The 23,641-nt window shown below is 46.4% G+C and carries 19 protein-coding genes; 10 read left to right on the top strand and 9 right to left on the bottom strand.

The genetic code is table 11. The features are described 5' to 3' along the window. Positions 1-11: 11 nt before the first annotated feature. Positions 12-797, top strand: a complete 786-nt coding sequence (xni, locus tag H9J30_RS07180; RefSeq protein ID WP_240130400.1) for a flap endonuclease Xni — start codon at positions 12-14, stop codon at positions 795-797. A 107-nt stretch (positions 798-904) separates the two neighbouring features. Beyond that, a complete protein-coding gene (locus H9J30_RS07175) occupies positions 905-1,333 on the top strand; it encodes a DUF3192 domain-containing protein (protein ID WP_240130399.1) in 429 nt (142 codons plus the stop codon). 309 nt (positions 1,334-1,642) lie between these two features. Here the strand turns inward: H9J30_RS07175 and H9J30_RS07170 are convergent, their stop codons facing one another. Further along, positions 1,643-4,459, bottom strand: coding sequence for a S9 family peptidase (locus H9J30_RS07170; protein WP_240130398.1), 2,817 nt, complete (start codon positions 4,457-4,459; stop codon positions 1,643-1,645). Positions 4,460-4,713: 254 nt separating this feature from the next. Between H9J30_RS07170 and H9J30_RS07165 the strand changes: the two genes are divergently transcribed. Next, positions 4,714-5,721, top strand: a complete 1,008-nt coding sequence (locus H9J30_RS07165) for an isocitrate dehydrogenase (protein ID WP_240130397.1) — start codon at positions 4,714-4,716, stop codon at positions 5,719-5,721. A 236-nt stretch (positions 5,722-5,957) separates the two neighbouring features. Here the strand turns inward: H9J30_RS07165 and rlmM are convergent, their stop codons facing one another. From rlmM to H9J30_RS07145, 4 genes are all read right to left on the bottom strand, one after another. Then, positions 5,958-7,043 carry a 23S rRNA (cytidine(2498)-2'-O)-methyltransferase RlmM gene (gene rlmM / locus H9J30_RS07160; RefSeq protein WP_240130396.1) on the bottom strand — a complete coding sequence of 362 codons (1,086 nt, stop codon included), beginning with the start codon at positions 7,041-7,043 and terminating at the stop codon, positions 5,958-5,960. A gap of 151 nt (positions 7,044-7,194) precedes the next feature. After that, positions 7,195-7,587: a DUF423 domain-containing protein gene (locus tag H9J30_RS07155; RefSeq protein WP_011071713.1), complete on the bottom strand. Its 393-nt coding sequence runs from the start codon at positions 7,585-7,587 to the stop codon at positions 7,195-7,197. 93 nt (positions 7,588-7,680) lie between these two features. Next, positions 7,681-8,352: an alpha/beta fold hydrolase gene (locus H9J30_RS07150; RefSeq protein WP_240130395.1), complete on the bottom strand. Its 672-nt coding sequence runs from the start codon at positions 8,350-8,352 to the stop codon at positions 7,681-7,683. Then, the gene (locus H9J30_RS07145) at positions 8,333-9,244 is read right to left on the bottom strand and encodes a transcriptional regulator GcvA (RefSeq protein WP_240130394.1); all 912 of its coding nucleotides are present in this window, start codon (positions 9,242-9,244) and stop codon (positions 8,333-8,335) included. The genes H9J30_RS07150 and H9J30_RS07145 overlap by 20 nt, the downstream gene beginning before the upstream one ends. 176 nt (positions 9,245-9,420) lie before the next feature. Between H9J30_RS07145 and H9J30_RS07140 the strand changes: the two genes are divergently transcribed. After that, on the top strand, positions 9,421-9,654 hold the full coding sequence (locus H9J30_RS07140) for a hypothetical protein (protein WP_011071710.1): 234 nt from the start codon (positions 9,421-9,423) through the stop codon (positions 9,652-9,654). Positions 9,655-9,786: 132 nt separating this feature from the next. Here the strand turns inward: H9J30_RS07140 and thiI are convergent, their stop codons facing one another. From thiI to pomA, 3 genes are all read right to left on the bottom strand, one after another. Continuing rightward, positions 9,787-11,241 (bottom strand): tRNA uracil 4-sulfurtransferase ThiI, encoded by a 1,455-nt coding sequence (thiI, locus tag H9J30_RS07135; protein WP_240130393.1) that lies wholly within the window; start codon positions 11,239-11,241, stop codon positions 9,787-9,789. Between the two features lie 199 nt (positions 11,242-11,440). After that, entirely contained in the window at positions 11,441-12,367 is a 927-nt protein-coding gene (locus H9J30_RS07130; protein ID WP_240130392.1) for a flagellar motor protein MotB, read from the bottom strand. A 3-nt stretch (positions 12,368-12,370) separates the two neighbouring features. Next, positions 12,371-13,138: a flagellar motor protein PomA gene (pomA, locus tag H9J30_RS07125; protein ID WP_240130391.1), complete on the bottom strand. Its 768-nt coding sequence runs from the start codon at positions 13,136-13,138 to the stop codon at positions 12,371-12,373. A 314-nt stretch (positions 13,139-13,452) separates the two neighbouring features. Here pomA and xseB point away from each other — a divergent pair, with 314 nt between their 5' ends. Genes xseB through dxs form a run of 3 tightly spaced genes read left to right on the top strand, consistent with a single transcriptional unit; the run spans position 13,453 to position 16,465 of the window. Next, the gene (xseB, locus tag H9J30_RS07120; protein ID WP_240130390.1) at positions 13,453-13,692 is read left to right on the top strand and encodes an exodeoxyribonuclease VII small subunit; all 240 of its coding nucleotides are present in this window, start codon (positions 13,453-13,455) and stop codon (positions 13,690-13,692) included. A 2-nt stretch (positions 13,693-13,694) separates the two neighbouring features. Continuing rightward, positions 13,695-14,576: a (2E,6E)-farnesyl diphosphate synthase gene (gene ispA / locus H9J30_RS07115; RefSeq protein ID WP_240130389.1), complete on the top strand. Its 882-nt coding sequence runs from the start codon at positions 13,695-13,697 to the stop codon at positions 14,574-14,576. A 20-nt stretch (positions 14,577-14,596) separates the two neighbouring features. Continuing rightward, on the top strand, positions 14,597-16,465 hold the full coding sequence (gene dxs / locus H9J30_RS07110; RefSeq protein WP_240130388.1) for a 1-deoxy-D-xylulose-5-phosphate synthase: 1,869 nt from the start codon (positions 14,597-14,599) through the stop codon (positions 16,463-16,465). Positions 16,466-16,619: 154 nt separating this feature from the next. Here dxs and grpE read toward each other — a convergent pair whose 3' ends face one another. Continuing rightward, positions 16,620-17,240 carry a nucleotide exchange factor GrpE gene (gene grpE, locus H9J30_RS07105; RefSeq protein ID WP_240130387.1) on the bottom strand — a complete coding sequence of 207 codons (621 nt, stop codon included), beginning with the start codon at positions 17,238-17,240 and terminating at the stop codon, positions 16,620-16,622. Between the two features lie 99 nt (positions 17,241-17,339). Between grpE and nadK the strand changes: the two genes are divergently transcribed. From nadK to H9J30_RS07090, 3 genes are all read left to right on the top strand, one after another. After that, a complete protein-coding gene (nadK, locus tag H9J30_RS07100; RefSeq protein WP_011071702.1) occupies positions 17,340-18,218 on the top strand; it encodes an NAD(+) kinase in 879 nt (292 codons plus the stop codon). A 734-nt stretch (positions 18,219-18,952) separates the two neighbouring features. Next, positions 18,953-20,596 carry an L-lactate permease gene (locus tag H9J30_RS07095; protein ID WP_240130386.1) on the top strand — a complete coding sequence of 548 codons (1,644 nt, stop codon included), beginning with the start codon at positions 18,953-18,955 and terminating at the stop codon, positions 20,594-20,596. Positions 20,597-20,660: 64 nt separating this feature from the next. Continuing rightward, positions 20,661-23,465 (top strand): FAD-binding and (Fe-S)-binding domain-containing protein, encoded by a 2,805-nt coding sequence (locus tag H9J30_RS07090; protein WP_240130385.1) that lies wholly within the window; start codon positions 20,661-20,663, stop codon positions 23,463-23,465. The last annotated feature ends 176 nt before the right edge of the window (positions 23,466-23,641 follow it).

Genomic DNA, 23,641 nt, shown 5'->3' with positions numbered 1-23,641 from the left:
AATAACCTACAATGAATAAGTTTTTAATTATTGATGGTCTCAACTTGGTTCGCCGCATTTATGCGGCGATACCAGATGAGAATGATATGGAAAGTTTAACGGAGCGCGTGAGTGTAGCCTGTACTAAACTGCTGCGCATTCACCACCCAACCCATGTCGCTGTCGTCTGGGATGGGGATGAGATCTCATGGCGCAAACAACTTTACCCCGATTATAAAAAGGGCCGTAAACCTATGCCAGAGCCCCTTGCTGCTGGGCTGATAGCATTACAGGAACACCTTCAGAACTTACAAATCCAATCTATTTATGCCGCCGCAGAAGCCGATGATGTTATCGCAACCCTAGCGACAAAAACCGCCAAGGCCCAAGGCGAAGCCATTATCGTCTCCACTGACAAAGGCTTTAGCCAGCTCAATCATCCCCGTATCAGTCAATGGGATCATTTCAATCAGCAATACCTGAATATCGCCGAACTCGAACAAAAACTGGGTGTGGATCGCAGCCAATTTCTAGATTTAATGGCGCTTGCTGGAGATAGCGGCAATAAAATCCCCGGCATCCCAGGTATTGGCCCAAAATCGGCCGCAGAATTACTGAGAACCTTCAGGACCTTAGCAACCCTGTTTTCCTCTTTGCCCAATCTTGGGGCGAAACAAGCGAAAAAACTGGCCGAAGGTCGAGATATGGCGCGCCTAAGTTATAAATTAGCGCAGTTGCAGACTGATTTACCCTTAAATATCAACTTACGGGATTTTAGGGTCAATGGCCCAACTAAAGCATCATCGAACAACTTGTGACCGTTGTTAACACTAAGTTGCAATTAAGCCGTTTACCTTCAGGGATCAAAAGCGTATTTTATTGACTAATCGAATAGCACATTGGATACCCAAAGGAATTAGATTCAATGAAATCAAAAGCTTCAGTCATTATCGGTAGTATATTTGCCGCTTATACCGCCTTTGTCGCGGTCGTTGTGCTGGTGTATGAACCCACACCTGACGAAATGGATTGGGAAGATAGACAAGTTTATAACAGTCAGAAACTAAATGATTTAAGCCTTGGGCAGGATATTTCTGAGGTCAAAACCCTATTTGGCAAAGCCGATTTTTCAGAAGCTAAATCCCTTAAAGATGGCCAGCTACAAGTACTCTTTTATCGTACCCAACATGATAAATCTGATGGTATCACCACAAAAGAGGAATGTACCCCACTGATATTTAAGGATAATAAACTCGTCGCCTGGGGCAATGACACCTATAAACAGTATCTCGAAACCGGAACTGATATTGTTAGCCGCACCGCCAAAGAAGCTGAAAGCTCAAGCAAAAATTGATTTGGCTCTGACATCGCTATCATCCCTAAGCTAAATATCCAAAGCTTATTAAGCCAACACCAAAAATGGCAGTGCAATATTAATTCATTGCCATTTATGAACCATAACTGCTTGGAAGCGAGATAACTTTATCTGTGTTACTTAGCAACGAGTCATTTAGTCTAGACCTCTATTTCTCCTCCTTTGCTAAAGCAGGGTAATTCCAAGGGTATAAAAGGACTATTTCAATGAGCTAGCTCGCACCCTTATTGCCATAAAAAACGCCACATTTCGGTGGCGTTTGCTTATAGATAAACCTAAACCAGAGAGTTACTCATCATCGGCTTTATATTCGACATAGGCTTCGCCTTGGCTTAACCAAGCTGGTGCGGGTTTGCCTTTAAGATAATGGTCGAAGTATTCCATCATCCGAATGCTGTAATCGAGCTTATTAGGGTATTTTTTCAGATGATGGGGTTCATCTTCATATTGTAAAAACACCACATCTTTACCCGCACGGCGCATCGCCAAGTACATTTCAACACCTTGCTCCCAGGGCACCGCATCGTCTTTATCGCCAAACATGATCATCAACGGCGTTTTAATGCGATCGGCATAAAACACTGGCGAGTTCTCAATGTATTTTTGTGGCGCCGCAAATAAACTTGCACCAATGCGGCTTTGGCCGGTTTCATATTGGAACTGGCGCGCAATGCCTGTGCCATGGCGAATTCCGCTATAAGCACTGGTCATGTTCGCCACTGGGGCACCAGCAACGGCGGCTTTAAACATTTTAGTTTGGGTGATGGCAAAGGCCGTTTGATAGCCACTCCAAGAATGTCCTTGTAAGCCAATGGCGTTAGCATCGGCAACGCCCATATCGATAAGCTTTTGCACCCCCGAGGTCAATGTTTGTACTGAGCTGGCACCGGGATAGCCAATATCGAAACGAATATCCGGCAAGAATACCGCATAACCGTTATTCACATACCAAGCGAAGTTGGGTCTGTGGTTGACCTTCATTTGCGGGAAGGCATGCAGTCTGTCGGTCATCAATTCATAGTAGTACACCAGCACAGGATAACGCTCGCCCGCTTGATAGTTGGTTGGTTTTATCAACACACCATCGAGCGGTTTACCATCGCCGTTGGTCCAATGCACTAATTCGGCTTGGCTCCAATTAAAAGCTTGGCGCTGTTTATCTAAATCGGTTTGCTTCACTGCTTGTTGTGGCGCTTGATAGCTTGCGGTGTATAAATCGGGGAATAAATCAAATCGCTCCTTGGAAAACACCAAGGTATCGGTATCCTTACTGCGCCCAAGCACAGTTAACTTATACTCACCTTCCATCAAGGTCTTAACGCCCGCTTCGCCTAAGGTCGCTTGGTAAAAACCATCGGCCTTAGTCTTGTCGCTGTAACCATGGAGCAGCACAGTAGCGTTGTAGGCAAGCGTCGTTGGCTCATCGGGATTATCGACTAAACCTTCTAGGCGATATTGAATTTTTTGAGCGCGTCCCTGCCCTGCTGTTAAGGCAAAGCCCGTTTTCGATGCGGTGTTAAACTGCCACACATCAAATTTATCGTAGACGAGGATCCCAGCATCGTCCTTAAGCCAAGGGCCAAAACCATAACCTGGCGCATTGGAAGGAGAATCATGGTCTTCATCGGCAAAACTCACCTTTAAAGACTGGGTCAGATTGGTGCGACGTCCTTGGGCAATATCGTATAAATACACATGACCTTGTTGATAATAAACCACAAATTTGCCATCACCCGATAAGCTGGGATCTGAATCGCTGGGTTGTTGGGTTAGCAGTGGTAACTTGCGGCCAGTGTTGATATCCACCAAGTAGTAATCTTGGTAAAAACCCGCCCAAGTGATCATCTTGCGATAGGGTAAGTCAGAGCTGGCCAGCATATAACGCTTGTGCTGCGACAGGGCCACATCTGGCACCGTTTTATCACCAAGCTGCACCACATTATGTGAGCCTAAATGCAACACGGCTAAATAAGTGCGCTTTTGCTCCGCTTCATATTGTTTGATTTCATGGGGTTTAATCCGTGGTTCGTCCCCATGCCACACTTTAAGCCCGCGCTGGCCTGTAACAATCTCTTTATCGTAAAGATCTTTTTCGTCGGCGATTTTTTTCAGGCTAAGCTGCTGACTCACCTCAGGAACACGGCCAAAGAAGAGCCGCTCACTGTCTAAGGAGAAGTTCAAACTGGCATAACGGTTTAGCGTCCATTCATTGGTGTTTGGTACAGTGCGAACTTTACCTGAAGCAATATCAACTAGGTTTAGCTGATAGCTGCGGCCATAGGGTAATTCACTGGCATCACCTTGAGTAAAGGCCAGCCAGCGGCCATTTTTTGAAAGTGCTAGCGCACCAATTTGTTGATGTTGGGATTCAAATGCCGTTGATTTATTATAGTTTTTTAAATCAATCAGCTGTAATTGATGTTGCTTTGCCTCGATATCATTGACTGCAATTGCTAAGCGGCGGCTGTCTTTATCGAAGTGATAGGCGGTCACATGCTCCACATCTACCCGCTGCGAGGGTGAAGACAAATTCACTAAACTAAAACGACGACCTTGATCGAACTTATCGACCTTCACCTTCTCGGCTTTAGGTTTATCCCCAGTGCCTTCGGTCTTATCTTTGGCATCTTTCTTAGCTTCTTCGTCAGCTTCAAACCAAATGGCTAAATGCGCACCATCGTCGCTAAAGACAAATTCTTTCACCCGCTCGAATTTAGTTTGCGTGCCAGTTTGGGTATCAAGCAGCACCATATCGGCTTTGAGCTTTTTCTTGGCCTTAGCATCGCTAGTTTCAACTTTTAGCAAACTGGGTTTAACGGCCATCGCCACATAACGACCAGTGCGACTCACGATAGGGTCTGAGCCGCCTTCAATCTGAAAGTCTTTTCCTGATTGCAGATGTTTAATCAAGCCGTGGCTATCGCCACGATCGGGCGCCACCTCGACCGCTAGCACTTGACCATTGTCAGCGATAACAGGCTTTTCGAGGGACTCAAAATGCATTATGTCAGTAAGGGTAAGGGGTTTAGTACTGGTTTCAGCTTGTACGGCTGGCAGTATTCCAAGGGATAACAGCACCAGAGATGTGATAGGTAATAACTTCAATGTCTTCCTCTTTTATGTAGTTGTTAGACTAAAGTAGACTTTTTAAACGATTGACTCTCCATCATCGTTATAACCCAGTATTTTTACAAGTTTTACTCAATAAAAAATCGTGATATTGCTCACTATTTCCTGTGAAGTTTGACCAAAGATGGTTAAAATAATAGTGAGAAAAAACACCAAATTCATAGTCATGTTACCCGGCTTATCCCGGGTCGGACAATTGCAGTAACGACGAACCGTGGAAGGACTTCTCCATGTCAAAAAGAACGATAACCGTAATTCCAGGTGATGGAATTGGCCCAAGTATTATTGATTCTGCCTTAAAAATTCTTGATAAAGCAGGTTGTGATTTTGAATATGAATTTGCCGATGCTGGTTTAGCAGCACTCGAAAAACAAGGCGAGTTACTTCCGCAGCGTACTTTAGAACTGATTGAAAAAAACCGCATCACTCTGAAAGGCCCGCTAACAACTCCAGTGGGTGAAGGCTTTACCTCTATCAACGTAACATTACGTAAAAAATTTGGCCTGTACGCAAACGTGCGCCCAGTGTTGTCTTTCAAAGGCACCCAAGCCCGTTATGAAAACATTGATATAATCACAGTGCGTGAAAACACCGAAGGTATGTATTCTGGCCATGGTCAAAAAGTGTCTGAAGATGGTTTAACGGCAGAAGCGACCAGTATCGTCACTCGCCAAGGTGCTGAGCAAATCGCGACCTTTGCCTACGAACTGGCTCGCAAAGAAAACCGTAAGAAAGTCACTATCGTGCACAAGGCAAACATCATGAAGTCAACTTCAGGTCTGTTCCTGAAAGTAGCTCGTGAAGTAAGCCTACGCTATCCAGATATCAAAACTGAAGAAATGATCGTCGATGCGACTTGCATGAAGTTAGTGATGAACCCAGAAAACTTTGATGTGATCGTGACCACTAACCTGTTTGGTGACATTCTGTCGGATCTGTGTGCGGGTTTAGTCGGCGGTTTAGGTATGGCTCCTGGCGCCAACATTGGCCGTGATGCGGCGATTTTCGAAGCGGTTCACGGCAGCGCGCCAGATATCGCAGGTAAAAACCTCGCGAACCCAACCTCAGTGATCTTAGCCTCAATCCAAATGCTGGAATACTTAGGCATGGCCGATAAAGCGGCTCTGATCCGTAAAGCGGTATCTGCTGTGATTGAAGAAGGCGACCGTACGACTCGCGATTTAGGCGGCACCCACGGCACAACTGACTTCACACAAGCGGTGCTTGACCGTCTGTGATCATCGCTTTGCTGTCAGCCAAACGCACCCTAGGGTGCGTTTTTTATTGCTGCGAAAAAGAGTTAACCCGAGTTGAGGCTGATTAACACAATTGAGATTGGTATTAAGCACCAAATAAAAAAAGCCCCAACTATGAATTGGGGCTTTTAAAATGAAAACCCTATCGACTTAATTCTGGGCTCGATAATTCAGAGCTAAACAATCACAGATCCCTAACCAAGTGATGATAAGCGTCATTAGTTCCAAGCCTGGCTTGGTTTAAGCCATAAGTGCACCGTCACTTCGTCACGGTCATGGTATAAATGCTTACACTGCAACTGGAACTCGTTGATGCCATTTTCCTTGAGGATTTCCTGCATGGTATTCAAAATCGCCATCACTTCTTTATAACGGCTCTTCATCGGCAGCTTGAGGTTGAAAATTGCTTCTTTAAACCAGCCATTGATGGCCCAAGCCTCAATAAGCTCGGCTACACGCGCCGGTTTTTCAACCATGTCACACACTAACCAATAGATGTTTTTACGCTGTGGCTCGAAGCGGAAACCATCCTCACGGAAATGTTTTACTTGGCCAGTTTCCATCAGTTTTTCGTTCATCGGGCCATTATCGACCGCGGAGACCATCATGCCACGACGCACCAGTTGGTAGGTCCAGCCGCCAGGACACGCGCCTAAATCCACCGCATTCATACCGCTGCGAACCCGTTCTTCCTGTTCCTCTTTAGGCACAAACTGTGCGAACGCTTCATCGAGCTTCAGGCTAGAACGGCTCGGTGCATCAGCGGCCATTTTAAGACGCGGGATCCCCATAAAATTGGGTGAACTATTGTTGCTGAGCGAATAACCAGCGTAGGCACGTCCTGGGCCAATAAAACAAACATGAATAATCGGCCGTTTAGGATTTTCCTGCGCGAGTAAACTGCCGGATTTTTTCAAATGCTGGCGCAAAGGCACGGTAAACTTACGGCAAAATGCAGAGAGTTCTTTCGCTTCGTTGGTATCAGGGGTTTCAACCCTAAGCTCACCCGCTTTGCTCACTTCGCTGAGTGCGGCCACAATTGGGCTAACGCGGTCAGACTCGGGTAAATCAGCCAATAACTCGCTCGCAGCGAACATTTGACGGGCAAAAATCAGCGAATCTAACGGCAGTTGCTTAACTAACGTATCGGCACCATCGTCTTCAAAACATTGGTATACCACATAGGCGTCGTTATTATTGGTCTTAACAAAGCCACCCACATTGAGCTCGGCGGCTCGCTGTTGGATTTCTGCTGCGCATTCTTTCTCGTAGCCTGCACGGCAAAATAAAAATAGGTTTTTCATGGAGATCCTTAAGAAATCCAAGCCATAAACATGGCCGACTAACAATTTGGGCGCCAGTATAGCAATTTCAATACACAAAAGCCCGATTTGCTATCGGGCTTTTGTCTCATTAGCGCCATGGATTGGCACAATACTTTACGCTTAAGGCGGGTTATGACTCGTTGCCATCCACGACTTTATGACGCCATACCGCTGCGGCCAGAAGTAACCAACCGAGTAAAAAACAGCCACCGCCCATCGGCGTGATAGGGCCAAACCACTTACTGCCGACCAGTGCCAAGCCGTAGAGCGACCCAGAAAACAATACGATACCTGCAATAAACAGATACGCTGCCCAATCCAGTAAACGTGAGGTTAACCACTGTCCCGCAAAGGCCACCGCAATCAGCGCAAAGGTATGGTAGAAGTGGTATTGCACCCCTAAATTAAACACTTCAATCAGTTCAGGTGGCGCCACAGCTTTTAGCCCATGGGCACCAAACGCGCCCAGCGCGACCGCCAAAAAACCGCTTACTGCGGCGAGTAACAACAATCCTTTACGCATTTTAACCTCCAAAAACCAATAGGCTTTACGACGGATGACGCCCGAGCCGTTAATCCAGACTCTAAGCACTTTACGCCATATCAAGAAGAAACATTAGCCAATAAATTTTGCTGATAAATCAACAGCCAGTGCAAGGTTAGCCGCTTCGGTGGTGCCTGACGACTTTCTTGGGACAAAACTATGATCCCCATCGGCTAAGTATTCAATTTGGATATCGCGCTTAAGCGGCCAGCTAGGGATTTGCATCTTGCCGCCAAACTTATCCCGCTCCCCTTGCAGCACTAACACGGGCACTTGGCAGTCGTTCAGGGGTGCTAACCTAGGCTCACCGCCCTTCAGTGGAATAAACGGATAACCTAAGCAAATAACCCTATCGATACGGCTAGCTTGCGCGCTATCGCAGGCCAGTGACGCCGCCATGCGTCCGCCCATGGATTTGCCCATCAATACCACGCGTTTAACCTTAGGTTGAGCATGTGCCACATCGAGCATCTCGCTAAAACAGGCAAGCAGCTTTGGCGCCCTGTCTGGCGGACGCTTTTTACCATCCACAGCATTGGCTTGCATATAAGGAAAGTTAAAGCGCATTACTTGATAGCCTTTAGCCGCCAGACCTAAAGCCATCTGCTGCATAAACGTCGAGTCTCGATTCGCACCTGCGCCATGGGCAAATAAAATCAAAGTGTTGGAGGGTACGCCATCTAACACAAAGGGACTTGGTGCAACGCAATCGTTTACCAAAGGGTTATCCGGGCAACAACTCACTGCGGGACTCCTCGGCAAACATATCTAACATCCACTCACGAAACGCAACCACTTTACCCAGCTCGGCATGATTTTGCTGGCAGACGAGATAGTAAGCATCTTTACTCACTAGCACCTCTTGAAACGGGCACACAAGTCGCCCCGCCTTGATATCAGGGCGAGCAAGTACGCTATAGCCCAGCGCCACACCTTGACCATGGGCCGCCGCCTGCAATACCAGGGAGGAATGACTAAAAATCGGTCCTTGGTTTACATTGATATCGTTAATACCACATTGCCTAAACCAGGCTTGCCAATCATGCCGACTCATATCATGCAGCAGGGTGTGGTGTTTTAAATCTTCTGGCTTTGAAAGCGGCTTAGGACCATTGAGTAACATTGGCGAACACACGGGGATCAATACTTCATTACGAAGTTTATCGGCGCGCAGCCCTGGCCAATTGCCTAAACCATAATAAATAGCGACGTCCACGTCGTCGGTTAATGAGCTAGCCTCGGAGTCTACCGCCTTGATCCGTACGTCAATCTCGGGATTTTTTTCACTAAATTTAGACAGACGCGGCACCAGCCACTGAATTGCAAAGCTGGGCGACATGCTTACCGTTAACGAACCAATGGCGCTGCGAGCCAAAAGTCTGTCGGTCGCATCCGCCAATTGAATGAAGATATCCTTAATGTCGAGAAAATAGCTCTGGCCTTCCTCTGTCAGCAACAGTGAACGATTCTTTCGGCGAAATAATTTTAATCCGAGAAAATCTTCCAATGCTTTAATTTGATGACTCACCGCAGCCTGAGTCACAAACAATTCTTCAGCCGCGCGAGTAAAGCTCAAATGCCGTGCGGCAGCCTCAAATGCTTTAACCGCATTCAGTGGTGGTAAACGTCTTGACATAGTGATCTCTATCTCAATTTTTAATTAGTTTTTCTAATCCGTATTGTTACATTTAATCGTTTGTAAAGGCCAGCATTTTTGATTAAATTTTGCGCCATTGAAACACATGAATTGGGCAATCTCGAACGGGTGATGGGAATGCCTGACAGTAATACTTTGTCAGCCCGGAGGCGACTATGTTCAATTTAAAATCTGCTTTTGCGTTAGTATTTATCAGTGCACTCAGTGCCAACGTCTGCGCAAACGTGATCAATGCTGAAATCATTATCGACACCAGTGATTTACAGACAAGCATCAATGCCGAACTGACGGCAACAATGGACAAAATGCACCAAGAAGCACTGCAAGAACCCACGTTATTAATTGCAGATGAGGTGTTACCTACTCAGCAAGTGGTCAAGTCGGAATAAACTTAAGCCAATTTATCAACAACAAAGCCGCATCATCATGCGGCTTTTTTATATCCTCTCACTTGCATATTGGTGCAGATGTAAAGGCCACAACTTAAGTTTGGCCTTTACAATCAACCCAAAGGCAATCGATTAAGGTCGGTAGACCTTAACATTGTGATATCCTTGTTCAATCAGGTATAGCGCCTGCAACTTGCTCATTACACCTCGCTCACAGTACAGCAGGTAAGTCTTTTGCTTATCGAGATCGGCAAACTGCGTCGCTAACTTGAAGAAAGGAATACGCTTGATTTCGACACCTTCAATCTCAAGCGGTTTATTTTCTTCTTCCTCTGGGGCACGAATATCAATCACCACTTCGTGAGTGTCGATAGTAACAACGGTTTCGGTTTCAGTGATACGGGTATTCATTTGTTCTGCTATCTCCCGGATATCAATGGCCACGGCTTGCTCTACGATACGGTCAATCAAATCCTCAGAGAATTTCGTCTCTTCCGCTTCCACCTTAGCTAGTACCGCCTTAACAGTAGGTTTTTGTGAAATCACCCCACAATATTCAGGCATAGACTTGGCAAAATCTTCGGTGCCGATACGACGACATTCGTTAATAATATCTTGCTTATCCATGGTGATCAGAGGACGCAAAATCAACATGTCGGTGCAACGGTCAATCACGTTTAAGTTGGTTAAGGTTTGGCTCGACACTTGGCCTAAGCTCTCACCGGTCACAATTGCCTGAATCCCCATACGTTCAGCAATACGTGCCGCGGTGCGCATCATCATACGCTTGAGGACCACACCCATTTGGCCGTTGTCAATTTTCTCTAAAATCTCGGCAACCACAGGCTCGAATGGTACAGACACAAATTTCACCTTGTGGGATTCACCATAGGTTTTCCACAAATGGTAAGCGACTTGTTTCACACCAATCTCGTGTTGCGCGCCACCTAAATTAAAGAAGCAGTAGTGAGTACGAGCACCCTTTTTGATAAATTGATAACTCGATACGCCCGAGTCGAAACCACCGGAAATTAACGACAACACATCTTCTTGAGTGGCCATTGGGAAGCCACCTAAACCTTCGATACGCTTAGTCACCATATACAGTTTATCACCCTCGATTTCGAGGTTGACCGTGACTTCAGGATTCTTTAGACGCACGCCAATCGCATCGGTAAACTGGTTTAAACCACCACCGACATAACGCTCAACTTCGATAGAGTTGAAGTCGTGGGAGCCAGTACGTTTAACGCGCACACAAAAGGTTTTACCGGCTATTTGGTCACGGTAAACTGGCAAGACTTGCTGATAAATATCATCCACAGAGGTAAAGCTGTATTCATCCACTTGCACTACGTGGGCGATCCCAGGAATGCAAGCTAAACGCTCGCCAAAAGCCTGCGCTAATTCAGGTTTATTCTTTGGCACCATCACCATAATCCGGTCCCATTGACGCTGCACTTTGGCGTCTTCGTCGACTTTTTTGAGCACGTTACGGATGTTGGTTTCAAGCATTTTGGTGAAGCGCATCCGCACAGGCTTGCTCTTCATCATGATTTCTGGGTACAGCTTTACAATAAACTTCATGGGATTTCCGCGGGCAATTTTGTAAGTAGCAAAATTGGATAAAAGAATAATCGCCGGATTATACCAAACTCACCGCGATTGGCGCACCTGTTTCCACATTCAAGCTGCTAAGGGCGTGCGTTAGCGCACAGGAGAAAAAATCTACAATAACGCAGAAAACAGCCGCGACAATATCATCACGGCCGAATATTAGGACGTGTTAATTTGGTTTATCCACTTGAATCTCTTCCGACTCTTTCGCTTTACCTTGCTCAATTGCAATTTCAACGCGGCGATTTCTGGCTCGATTATCAGGTGAATCATTAGGGACGATTGGATTATTTGAAGCCATACCCACCACTTTCATCCGTTTAGGATCAAAGCCCTTGACCTGAAGCAATACATCCGCGACCGCCACAGCCCGCTTACTGGAGAGATCCCAATTCGAACTATAGAGCTCATCGCTTATCTGCATATCGTCGGTGTAACCGGATACGGTAATAATTCCCGGCACATCTTTGAGCAATTCACCAACAGAGCGCACAACAGGTTTAAATCGCGGTTGCAAGAACCCCGAACCAGACGCAAATGACCCCTTTTCACGAATACGAATAATGATTTGTTGCCCAAGTGACTCAATTTCAATCGCGCCATCGGTGATCTCTTTATTGAGCTCCTGCGCCATTTTCTTTACTTGCTGATTGATCTTATCTTGAGCCGCAGCGGCTTCAGCTTTAACCGCATCCGCAGTTTCTTGGGCGGTTGCTGAAGCTTCTCCACCCCGCTGCGAACCATTTTGCTGCTGAGTTCCCCCCGCACTGTCGTCTTCCCCCGCTTGGAAATCCAACGTGGGTTCGGTCATTTCATTGGTTTGTTGATTGATGATCTCAATCGGCGTGGGATCGGGACGACCAGGACGGAACTCGAGGGCAATCACAGACGTCCCCTTAGGAATATCTTTGACTTCGACTTTGTTTTGCACCCCAAATGCATACTTCATCGAACCTGCAATCTGCTTAAACTTCATCACATCCATTTCGGAGAATGACAGCAGCAACACGAAGAAACACATCAAGAGGGACATCAAATCGGCAAATGTTGCCAACCAGAGTGGTGCTCCGGGCGGTGGACAGTTGCACTTAGCCATGGGCTACTCTCCGTCCGTTGTATCGATTTTCCGCTGTTTTTCAGCAAGATAGTTTTTCAAAAAGCCTTCTATCACTCGAGGGTTTTGGCCATCTTGAATCGCCAATACCGCATCCATAATCAAGTTTCGGTTTAGCATTTCCTCACCCATTCGAAGGCTAAGTTTATCAGCGATAGGAATACACACCATGTTTGCCACCACCGCACCGTATAGGGTGGTTAACAACGCAACCGCCATTGAAGGGCCAATGGATTTGGGGTCCGACATATTGGATAACATGGCCACAAGGCCCACTAGGGTACCAATCATTCCCATTGCAGGTCCAACATCACCAAAAGCACGGAAAATGGCGATGCCATTACGATGGCGCTCTTCGGTGAGCGAAATGTCTTTTTCAAGAGCCGCTCGAACCACCTCACCATCGTGGCCATCGACCAACATGTCGACGGCTTTTTGCATAAAACTGTTGGAAATTTGCGCTTCTTCAAGGGCGAGGAACCCCCCTTTACGAGCCGCATCGGCCATAGTCACTGATTGCTCGATCAGATCTTCAGGTTTATCAATCTTGAACATAAAGGCTTTTAAGGCGATTTTTACTGCACCTAAAAACTGTTTTAGATTGAATTTCATCATCACGACGAAAAAGGAACCACCAAACACGATAAAGACGGAGGGAATGTCGATAAAAATTGCAATGCCGCCGCTGGTTACCATGGCCCAAAGGATAAAACCAAAGCTCCCGACTAATCCTATTACTGTAGCTAAATCCACAACGGCTCCTCAATGTTCGGTTTAACCGACATAATACTGACTCTATTGGTAAAATAACACTAAATGTCATCCACCTAGGATTAACACTTAGGTCTAAACCCAAGCCTTATTTTAAGTTGTCTTACGATGATTATAAGCATAATGCTATTATTGTCATTTATCGGACAAGCACTCAGCAAGTTTAGCGACTATTTCTATTTTCTGAAAAAAATTCAGCAACAAAGCGTGCTATCGAGCAAATATCCGTCGTCTGAATTTGACCCTTGAGCCGCCCTGATATACCTTGTGTCCGCTCTTTCAAAGGAATTATTAACGTGGCGAAGAAACCCGAAAACCTCAGTTTTGAAGAATCCCTTGGTGAACTCGAGCGCATCGTTGCTGAGTTAGAGCAGGGCGATGTCTCTCTGGATGATGCGTTAAAACAATTTGAACGTGGCATCAATTTGGTGCGTAACAGCCAGGCAAAACTTGAACAAGCTCAGCAAAAAGTGGCCATTTTGCTTAAACAAGATGAAAATGTGTCCCTATCTCCCTATGCCGTTGAGGGCGAATAAGCGTGTTAGTCAATGCAATAAAAGAATATCAACTGCGGGTTGATGACCAATTAAAACAACGTTTTAGTACACTCGAAGATACAGCTCCTCAGTTAAAAGCCGCGATGACCCATGGCGCCCTTTTAGGGGGGAAACGCATTCGTCCCTTCTTGGTTTACAGTGTGGGACAAATGTTTGGCGTAGCACTTGAAAAACTCGATGCCTGCGCCGCCGCTATTGAATGTATCCATGCCTATTCGTTAATCCATGACGATTTACCCGCCATGGATGATGACGACCTTCGCCGTGGTCAACCAACAGTGCATATCGCTTTTGATGAAGCTACCGCCATACTTGCTGGCGATGCACTGCAAACCTTAGCCTTTGAAATTGTGACTGAAGCAGTCCCTGGGATTACGAGCGAGCAACATATCGCTATGGTCAGGGCATTGGCAAAAGCCTCGGGTTATCGGGGGATGTGTGGCGGTCAAGCTATCGACTTAGCTTCTACCGATAAGCACATTGATCTTAAAGCATTAACTCAACTACATAATATGAAAACAGGGGCGCTTATCAGCTGCGCCGTTGAGTTAGCCTTGATTGCCGCCAATGCGCCAAAAGATCAATATCAGACTATGATGGAATTTGCCCATGCGGTGGGACTTGCCTTCCAAGTGCAAGACGATATTCTGGACATTATTGCCACCACAGAAGAACTCGGCAAACCCCAAGGCTCCGATGCCGAGTCAAATAAGAGTACTTTTCCGCAACTACTTGGACTGCAAGGCGCCAAAGATACCGCCACGCAACTGATCCAAGAGGCACTATCAGCGCTGGCTAAATTGCCATACAATAGCCAGTTAATTGCAGACTTCGCCCGCTATATTATTGAGCGAAGAATATAAAAGAGACGAAGTATCTCGCTATGAGTTTGGACATTTCTCAGTTTCCGGTGTTGGCACAGGCCAACACACCTAATGAACTCCGCCAGCTTCCACAGGCCCTATTACCCCAATTGGCCGATGAGTTGCGGGAGTTTCTTCTTAAGTCCGTTGGCATGTCCAGCGGACATTTCGCCTCAGGCCTTGGTACAGTCGAACTGACTGTCGCCCTGCATTATGTCTATAACACCCCGTTTGACCGTTTGATTTGGGACGTTGGCCACCAAGCCTACCCCCATAAAATCCTCACTGGTCGCCGTGACAGAATGCACACCATTAGGCAAAAGAACGGCTTACACCCCTTCCCATGGCGGGAAGAGAGTGAATACGACACCTTTAGTGTGGGTCACTCTGGCACCTCCATCAGTGCCGCATTAGCCATGGCAGTTGCCGCCGAGAAAGAGCAGGCAGGACGTAAAGTGGTTGCCGTAATTGGCGATGGCGCGATGACAGGCGGGATGGTGTTTGAGGCAATGAACCACGCCGGTGATTTGCACAATGACATGCTGATGGTGCTAAACGATAATGAAATGTCGATTTCAGAAAACGTGGGTGCCCTCAACAATCACTTAGCCCAACTGATGTCAGGCCGCTTCTATACCACCATTCGTGAAAGCAGCAAAAAAGTGCTCAAGGGCATGCCTGTCATCAAAGAAATGGCCAAGCGCACTGAAGAACACCTCAAAGGCATGGTGGTCCCTGGCACGCTGTTTGAAGAATTAGGCTTTAACTATATCGGCCCCATCGATGGCCACGATGTCGATGCGTTAGTGGAAACCCTGCGAAATATGCGCAATCTCAAGGGGCCACAAGTACTGCATATCATGACCAAAAAAGGTCGCGGTTATGAGCCAGCAGAAAAAGATCCAATCGGTTGGCACGCCGTCCCTAAATTTGACCCATCACAATTTAAGAAGCCAGCGACTAAACCAGGACTACCGACCTTCTCCCAAGTGTTTGGCAAATGGTTATGTGATATTGCCGAGCAGGATGAAAAAGTCTTAGGGATTACGCCTGCCATGCGTGAAGGTTCAGGCATGGTGGAGTTTTCACAGCGTTTTCCGAAACAGTATTTCGATGCCGCTATTGCCGAACAACATGCGGTGACCTTAGGCGCAGGGTTTGCCTGTGAAGGCTATAAACCAGTGGTCGCAATCTATTCGACCTTCCTGCAACGCGGCTATGATCAGCTAATCCACGATGTGGCATTGCAGCGTTTACCCGTACTATTTGCCATTGATCGTGGCGGTATCGTCGGTGCCGACGGCCCAACCCACCAAGGAGCATTCGATTTAAGCTTTATGCGCTGTATCCCCAATATGGTGATTATGGCGCCATCGGATGAAAATGAATGTCGTCAGATGCTGTATACCGGTTACTGCTATGACGCAGGCCCAAGCGCTGTGCGCTATCCAAGAGGCAGTGCCACCGGCGCGACTCAGGTAGAAGCCATGACGGCGCTGCCAATTGGTAAAGGGGTGATTAAGCGTTTAGGCAAACGTATCGCCATGCTGAACTTTGGTACCACCTTGGCCGCAGCACTCACTGCCGCAGAAAGCTTAGACGCCACCGTAGTCGATATGCGCTTTGTGAAACCGCTCGATGTAGATTTAGTTAAAGAAATGGCACAAACCCATGATGTGTTAGTCACCGTGGAAGAGAACGCCATTATGGGCGGGGCAGGCTCTGGGGTATTGGAGTTGTTACAACAGCTTAAAATGCCTAAACCTGTACTGCAAATTGGCCTGCCCGATGAGTTTATTAAACATGGATCGCCAGAAGAAGTGATCCATGACTTACAGCTTGATGCCGAAGGCATGTTAGCGCAGATTAATGCCTATCTCGCCGATTGATTATTGATGGGGGCCAAGCTCCCATCAATACTGCAAACGTGATAATTCACGATTAACGGCAAATAGAAAAGCAACAGACAAATAAAAAGGACTGCATCTGCAGTCCTTTTTATTACGTAACGTTTAACGCTCAGCGCGTTAACTTAGGCTTCACTTACGCTTCAATGTCAATCGAAGCAGATTCTTGGCTAGGGCCACCTTGAGACACCATTACCATGGCTGGACGCAGTAAACGACTGTTTAGCTCATAACCCTTTTGCATCACTAACATCACTGTATTGGCTGGATACTCAACACTTGGCTGCATACCAATAGCTTGATGTTGATCTGGGTTAAAGGCTTGCCCCTGTGGATCGATAGGTTTAACCCCAAATTTAGCGACAGCGGTCAAGAAGCTTTTTTGCGTAAGCTCAACACCTTCGTACATCGCTTTAGTAGTTTCATCCTGCGGATTAGTCCCTTGCAGCGCTCGCTCCATATTGTCTAACACTGGCAGCAATTCATTAGCGAATTTTTCCAGCGCAAACTTATTGGCTTTCTCCACATCCATTGCCGCGCGACGACGAATGTTATCCACTTCGGCTGCAGCACGTATAACTGAATCTTTTTGCTCATCAACTTTCGCCAAAGCGTCAGCGAGTAACTGTTCCAGCTCTTCAATACGGAAATTGGCTTGGGTAAGCTCATCAATCAGACTCGCTTCTTCAGTAGAAACTTCAGACTCTACACCCTCTTGGATCAGATCCTGTTCTGCTTTAATCGACTCGTTGCTCATTTTCACTCCAGCTAAAAATGCTTTGTTTCTAAATACTCTGGGCATATTATGGGGATCAATTTTGACGTTTCAAGGCCTAAGGCCAGATCTAGCATAAATATGACCACAAAGTTCCACACCATTGGCCTAATTGGCAAACCGCACCACCCAGGGACAAATCAAACCCTCAAACGTCTGCACCATTGGCTAACGATGCAAGGATATGAAGTTCTCGTGGAAGAACGGGTAGCGACTGAGTTAGGGCCACATATTGTGGCGGTCGATTTATTAGAGATTGGCGAGCGCTGTGATTTAGCCATCGTCGTTGGCGGCGATGGCAATATGCTCGGCGCAGCTAGGGTGCTTGCACGCTTTGAGGTCGGTGTGATTGGCGTAAACCGCGGTAACCTCGGTTTTTTAACCGATTTACCACCCGATGCCTTTGAAGAAGCCTTAGCTAAAGTGCTCGACGGTGAATTTGATACCGAGCACCGTTTTTTACTCGAGGCTGAGGTTTATCGTCATGGTCAGCTAAAAGCCAGTAATACCGCGGTCAATGAAGCAGTGCTGCATCCGGGCAAAATCGCTCATATGATTGAATTTGAAGTCTATATAGACAACCAATTCATGTACAGCCAACGCGCCGATGGCATGATAGTTTCAACACCTACAGGCTCTACTGCCTATGCCCTGTCAGCGGGAGGAGCGATTCTTACCCCCAATTTACAAGCATTAATTTTAGTCCCTATGTTTCCGCACACCTTATCATGTCGCCCAATCGTGGTGGATGCTTGTAGCACCATAAAAATGGTCGTTTCACCTGAAAATGGCGAAAACCTCGAGGTTAGCTGCGATGGCCATGTGCATTTAGCAGTATTACCCGGTGATGAGATCATCGTGCGTCGTAGCTCTGAACAACTCAGACTTATCCACCCCAAAGGCCATAACTACTTCCATGTGTTACGTAGCAAACTTGGCTGGGGCAGTAAGTTATTTTGAGCCATATCGCAGCAAAAGCCCTTTGCACATATGAAACAAATGTTTAACCAGCCCGAGGTTTTGTTAAAAACAAGACATCCATGTTCGAATCAGCTGTAAATATTTTTATTAACCGTTATTAAATTTCAGATTAACTCAAATTTCATTAAGTGATATCGATCACACTAATTCCCCCATTACGACAAAGCGTGATCTAAATCACGCTCAAATTTGCAGCTAAAAAACAAAAATACCCCTAATTATCAAAATTTTATATTTAACCCTTAAAGACAATCCCGCTCAACAAATACAATGTGAGTGATATGAATCACAGCTTAAAATTGTCTTAAAAAATCATCAAACACTCATTAATGAAATAAATGGATCAGTTAATTGCAATACTGGTAGCTAATTTAATGAAAATTTCCTTTTTTATAACTCTATGACATGTTTTTTAAATAAATATTTGAAGAGAGTTATATACAGACCACTCTTTAAGTGACTCCGATCACAGTTAGAAAAATCCCATGAGAGAAGCCTCCCGCAGCACTGTAAATTAGCATTTCATACAGCAGCCAAAATGATCTAGATCATATAAGTTCGCCCCCGAATAGCGTCTAGTACACACCACAGAATGTCGTTACAGCGGTGAAGAGTAGTGAATACTGCTGATTTATCCGCCATAAGTTCCGACATAGAAACACTAATTAGATTCCTATAAAAAATAAGACAGACCACTTTATGTAGAGGCAAGCATGACAATACTTCAACTTTTCGCCAGCTTGACGCCGGTGCTCAGTGTAATGATCTTTCTAGTATTACTGAGAATGCCAGCGTCAAAAGCTATGCCCATTTCTATGGTAGTTACGGCTATCGCCGCCGTGTTTATTTGGCAAATGGATACCACCCTATTGGCCGCATCCGTTGTTGAGGGACTGCTGTCAGCGATCACTCCCTTAACCATCATCTTCGGGGCTGTATTCCTTCTAAATACCCTAAAATATTCAGGTGCGATGGATACTATCCGCGCAGGCTTTACGAATATCAGTGCCGATGCCCGCGTTCAGGTGATCATTATCTGCTGGTTATTCGGTGCCTTTATCGAAGGTAGTGCTGGCTTTGGTACACCCGCAGCCATTGGTGCACCACTACTGGTTTTGCTCGGCGTCCCGCCTGTTGCAGCAGCAGTTGTGGCGTTGATTGCCGACTCAGCTTGCGTATCCTTTGGTGCCATTGGTCTACCCGTGCTCTTTGGGATGGAACAAGGGCTGCTTCAAGGCGGTGTAAGCATGGCTGCTGCGCAAATTGCCGAGCATGGTGGCAGCTTTGCCGATTATGCCCAATTCATTGCGATGCATATGATCACTATCGACTTAATCACTGGTTCATTAATTCCGCTGGTTATGGTGACGATGCTGACAGGATTTTTTGGACGCAATAAATCCTTTAAAGAAGGCTTAGCCATTTGGAAGTTTGCGATTTTCGCAGGTCTAGCCTTTACCGTGCCCGCTTGGATCATCAACTATCTTGCTGGCCCCGAATTCCCATCGGTTATCGGTGCATTAATCGGTATGGCAATGGTGATCCCTGTTGCGCGTAAGGGATATTTGCTGCCTAAAACACCTTGGAATGACTTTGCCGAAAATGATAATCAAGATGGTGTAAAACTCGAAACCACGGCTAAGTTTTCACAAATTGCCGCATGGACTCCCTACATCATCATGGCGGCGCTATTAGTGTTATCACGTACTGTAGCGCCACTCAAAACTTGGCTATCTGGTTTTAACATTAACTGGACAGGTTTATTGGGGACTGAGCTTAAAGCAAGCTTCGCAACACTATATGCACCAGGTGCCTTCTTTGTTGCTGTGTGTATTCTAGGTTTCTTCCTGTTCAAAATGAAAAGTCCCGCGATTAAGCAATCCATCGGTGTTTCATGTAAGTCGATGTTGCCGACGATTATTTCATTGGGCGCATCAGTGCCAATGGTGAAAATCTTCTTAAACTCAGGCGCAAATGGCGCAGGTCTTGCGTCGATGCCTGTTGCGTTAGCGGATATGTTGGCAAGTTCTATGGGCGCAGTGTGGGCCTGGATGGCACCAATTGTGGGGATTTTTGGTGCCTTCTTATCAGGGTCGGCTACCTTCTCAAACATGATGTTCTCAGGCCTACAATACAGTGTGGCTGACAACATTGGCATGAACCACACGCTGGTTTTAGCACTACAAGGTATCGGTGCTAACGCCGGTAATATGATGTGTGTAATGAACGTGGTTGCCGCTGCAACGGTAGTAGGTATGGCAGGTAGAGAATCTGAAATTATTCGTAAAACCATGCCAGTTGCCATTGGCTACGCATTAGTGGCAGGCACAATCGCAACCCTTTGGGGTGGCTTCTAATCCATCTTGTTCGAAGTCACGGCGAGTGACTTCGAGTTTCACCTTTGAAAAAGAGAGTGATGTTATGTCAATTAACTATAAAGAGGTCATCAATGATCTCAGAACGCAATTAGGTGATCATCCTGTTACAGATGATCCAGTCCGTCGTTTCGCCTGGTCTACCGATGCCAGCTACTTCAGAATCGTGCCAGAAGTTGTTGTCCATGCAGAAACCTTAGAACAGGTAAAACTCACCTTAGCCGTTGCCCGCAAACATAATGCGCCCGTCACATTTAGGGCGGCAGGAACAAGTTTATCAGGCCAAGCCATCGGTGAAGGGATACTGCTTATCCTTGGCCATGATGGTTTTAGAAAGATTGAAGTCAGTAGCGATGCGAAAAAAATCACCTTAGGCGCCGCCGTTATTGGTTCAGACGCCAATGCGGTGCTCGCACCACTGAACCGCAAAATTGGTCCCGATCCTGCGACAATTGCCTCGGCTAAAATTGGCGGGATTGTCGCCAACAACGCTTCAGGCATGTGCTGTGGTACGGCGCAAAACAGTTACCAAACCATCGCATCGGCAAAACTGTTGTTTGCCGACGGCACTGAACTTGATACTGGCTGTGAAAAATCTAAAGCTGAGTTTGCCAAGACCCACGGGAAATTACTGCAAGATCTGAGTGAACTTTCCCACCTAACGCGCCATAACACCGCATTAGCAGAGCGCATTCGTAAAAAGTATTCCATTAAAAATACCACGGGCTACGGTATTAACTCCTTAATCGATTTTACCGACCCATTTGACATCATTAACCACTTAATGGTTGGGATGGAAGGTACGTTAGCTTTCATTAATGAAGTCACTTATCACACTGTAAATGAAGCTAAATTTAAAGCTTCAGCCATGGCTGTCTTCCATAATATGGAAGATGCTGCACGCGCCATTCCACTGATTAATGGTGAAAGTGTTTCAGCGGCAGAGCTTCTCGACTGGCCATCCATTAAAGCGGTAACCGGCAAGCCTGGCATGCCGGATTGGTTGTCGGAACTGCCTGCGTTATCTGCAATTTTACTGATTGAATCCCGTGCAGATGATGCGCAAACCCTTGAAGCTTATACCCAAGATGTTACTGCAAAACTGGCTGGTTTTGACTTCATCCGTCCGATGGAATTCAGTACCAATCCCGCGGTTTACGACAAGTACTGGGCGATGCGTAAAGGGCTTTTCCCGATTGTAGGTGGTGAACGTCCAAAGGGAACCTCGGTCATTATCGAAGACGTCGCCTTTGAACTTGAACACCTGGCCGCGGCTGCGCACGATATCACTGAGCTTTTCCATAAACATGGCTACCCAGAAGGTTGTATTTATGGCCATGCGTTGGCGGGTAACTTCCACTTCATTATCACCCCCGCCTTTACAACTCAGGCCGATATCGATCGTTTCCATGCCTTTATGGACGATATTGCCGATATGGTGATTAATAAGTACAACGGATCGATGAAAGCTGAGCATGGTACTGGTCGTGCGGTGGCGCCATTCGTTGAAAAAGAATGGGGACAAGATGCTTATACTTTGATGAAGAGCATCAAACAAGTATTTGATCCTCAAGGTATTCTAAACCCAGGCGTTATTCTTAACGACGATAGCAATGTTCACGTTAAAAATATCAAGCCCTGTCCTGTAGTTGATGACTTTGTCGATAAGTGTATTGAATGTGGCTTCTGTGAAAAAACCTGCCCAACATCAGCACTCAACTTCTCACCACGGCAGCGGATTGCGACTCTGCGTGAAATTGAGCGTTTAGAGCAGTCCGGTGACAAAGCCGCGGCCGCCCAAATGCGCGCTGATGCCAAGTACGATGTAATTGATACCTGCGCGGCTTGTCAGCTTTGTACTATCGCCTGTCCAGTCGATAACAGCATGGGTCAGTTGGTACGTAAACTACGCACGCCTTATATCAGCACCACTGAACAAAAAGTATTGGATTTCCAAGCCAAGCATTTTGGCGCCGTCAACCAAGTGATCAGTACGGGCTTTGATGTACTTGGGGTTATCCATAAAATCACCGGCGATGGTATCACCAACGCGCTGATGAAAACGGGCCGGCTGATTTCTAAAGAAGTGCCCTATTGGAATCCGGACTTCCCCAAAGGCGGTAAATTACCTAAGCCATCACCAGCCAAAGCAGGCCAAGAAACTGTGGTTTATTTCCCAGCCTGTGGTGGCCGCACCTTTGGCCCAACACCTAAGGATCCGGATAATCGCACCTTGCCAGAGGTGGTTGTTACCCTGCTCGAACGTGCGGGTTACAACGTGATCACCCCTGAAAAGACCCGCGATTTATGCTGTGGCCAAATGTGGGAATCAAAGGGCGACTTTAAAAATGCCGACGCAAAACGCCAAGAGCTTATCGATGTGCTCAGCAAGATGAGCAATGGCGGCAAGATCCCAGTGTTAGTCGATGCCCTGTCTTGTACCTATCGCACCCTCACGGGTAACCCACAGGTGCAAATTACTGACCTTGTTGAGTTTATGCACGACAAACTGCTGGATAAGTTGAGCATCAACAAAAAGGTCAATGTGGCTCTGCACTTAGGTTGTAGCGCTCGCAAGATGAAGTTAGAGCCCAAGATGCAAGCGATTGCCAATGCTTGTTCTGCACAAGTACTTAAACCTGCTGGCATAGAGTGCTGTGGCTACGCCGGCGAAAAAGGCTTATACAAGCCTGAGATCAATGCCAGTGCTCTGCGCAATATTAAAAAGTTAATCCCAGTTGAGGTTAAGGAAGGCTATTACGCCAACCGGATGTGCGAGGTCGGTTTGACTCAGCACAGCGGTATTTCCTACCGCCACTTAGCGTATCTGCTCGAAGAGTGCAGCCGCTAAAACACTGACCAAACGGGGCTAAAGATAGCCCCGTTTTTCTTTAGAAGATAACTATTCTCATTTATCGACAACTCCGCAAAGTTAACGAAATAAATCTTAAAATAAAAACCAAATTAATCATTTAAAATCATATTGTTAAAAACTTCTCATTTTTGCAAAAATCTAGTAGATCATTT

This window comes from Shewanella cutis, assembly GCF_022410515.1.
GTDB lineage: Bacteria > Pseudomonadota > Gammaproteobacteria > Enterobacterales > Shewanellaceae > Shewanella > Shewanella cutis.
This window is presented reverse-complemented; position numbering and strand designations above follow the sequence as displayed.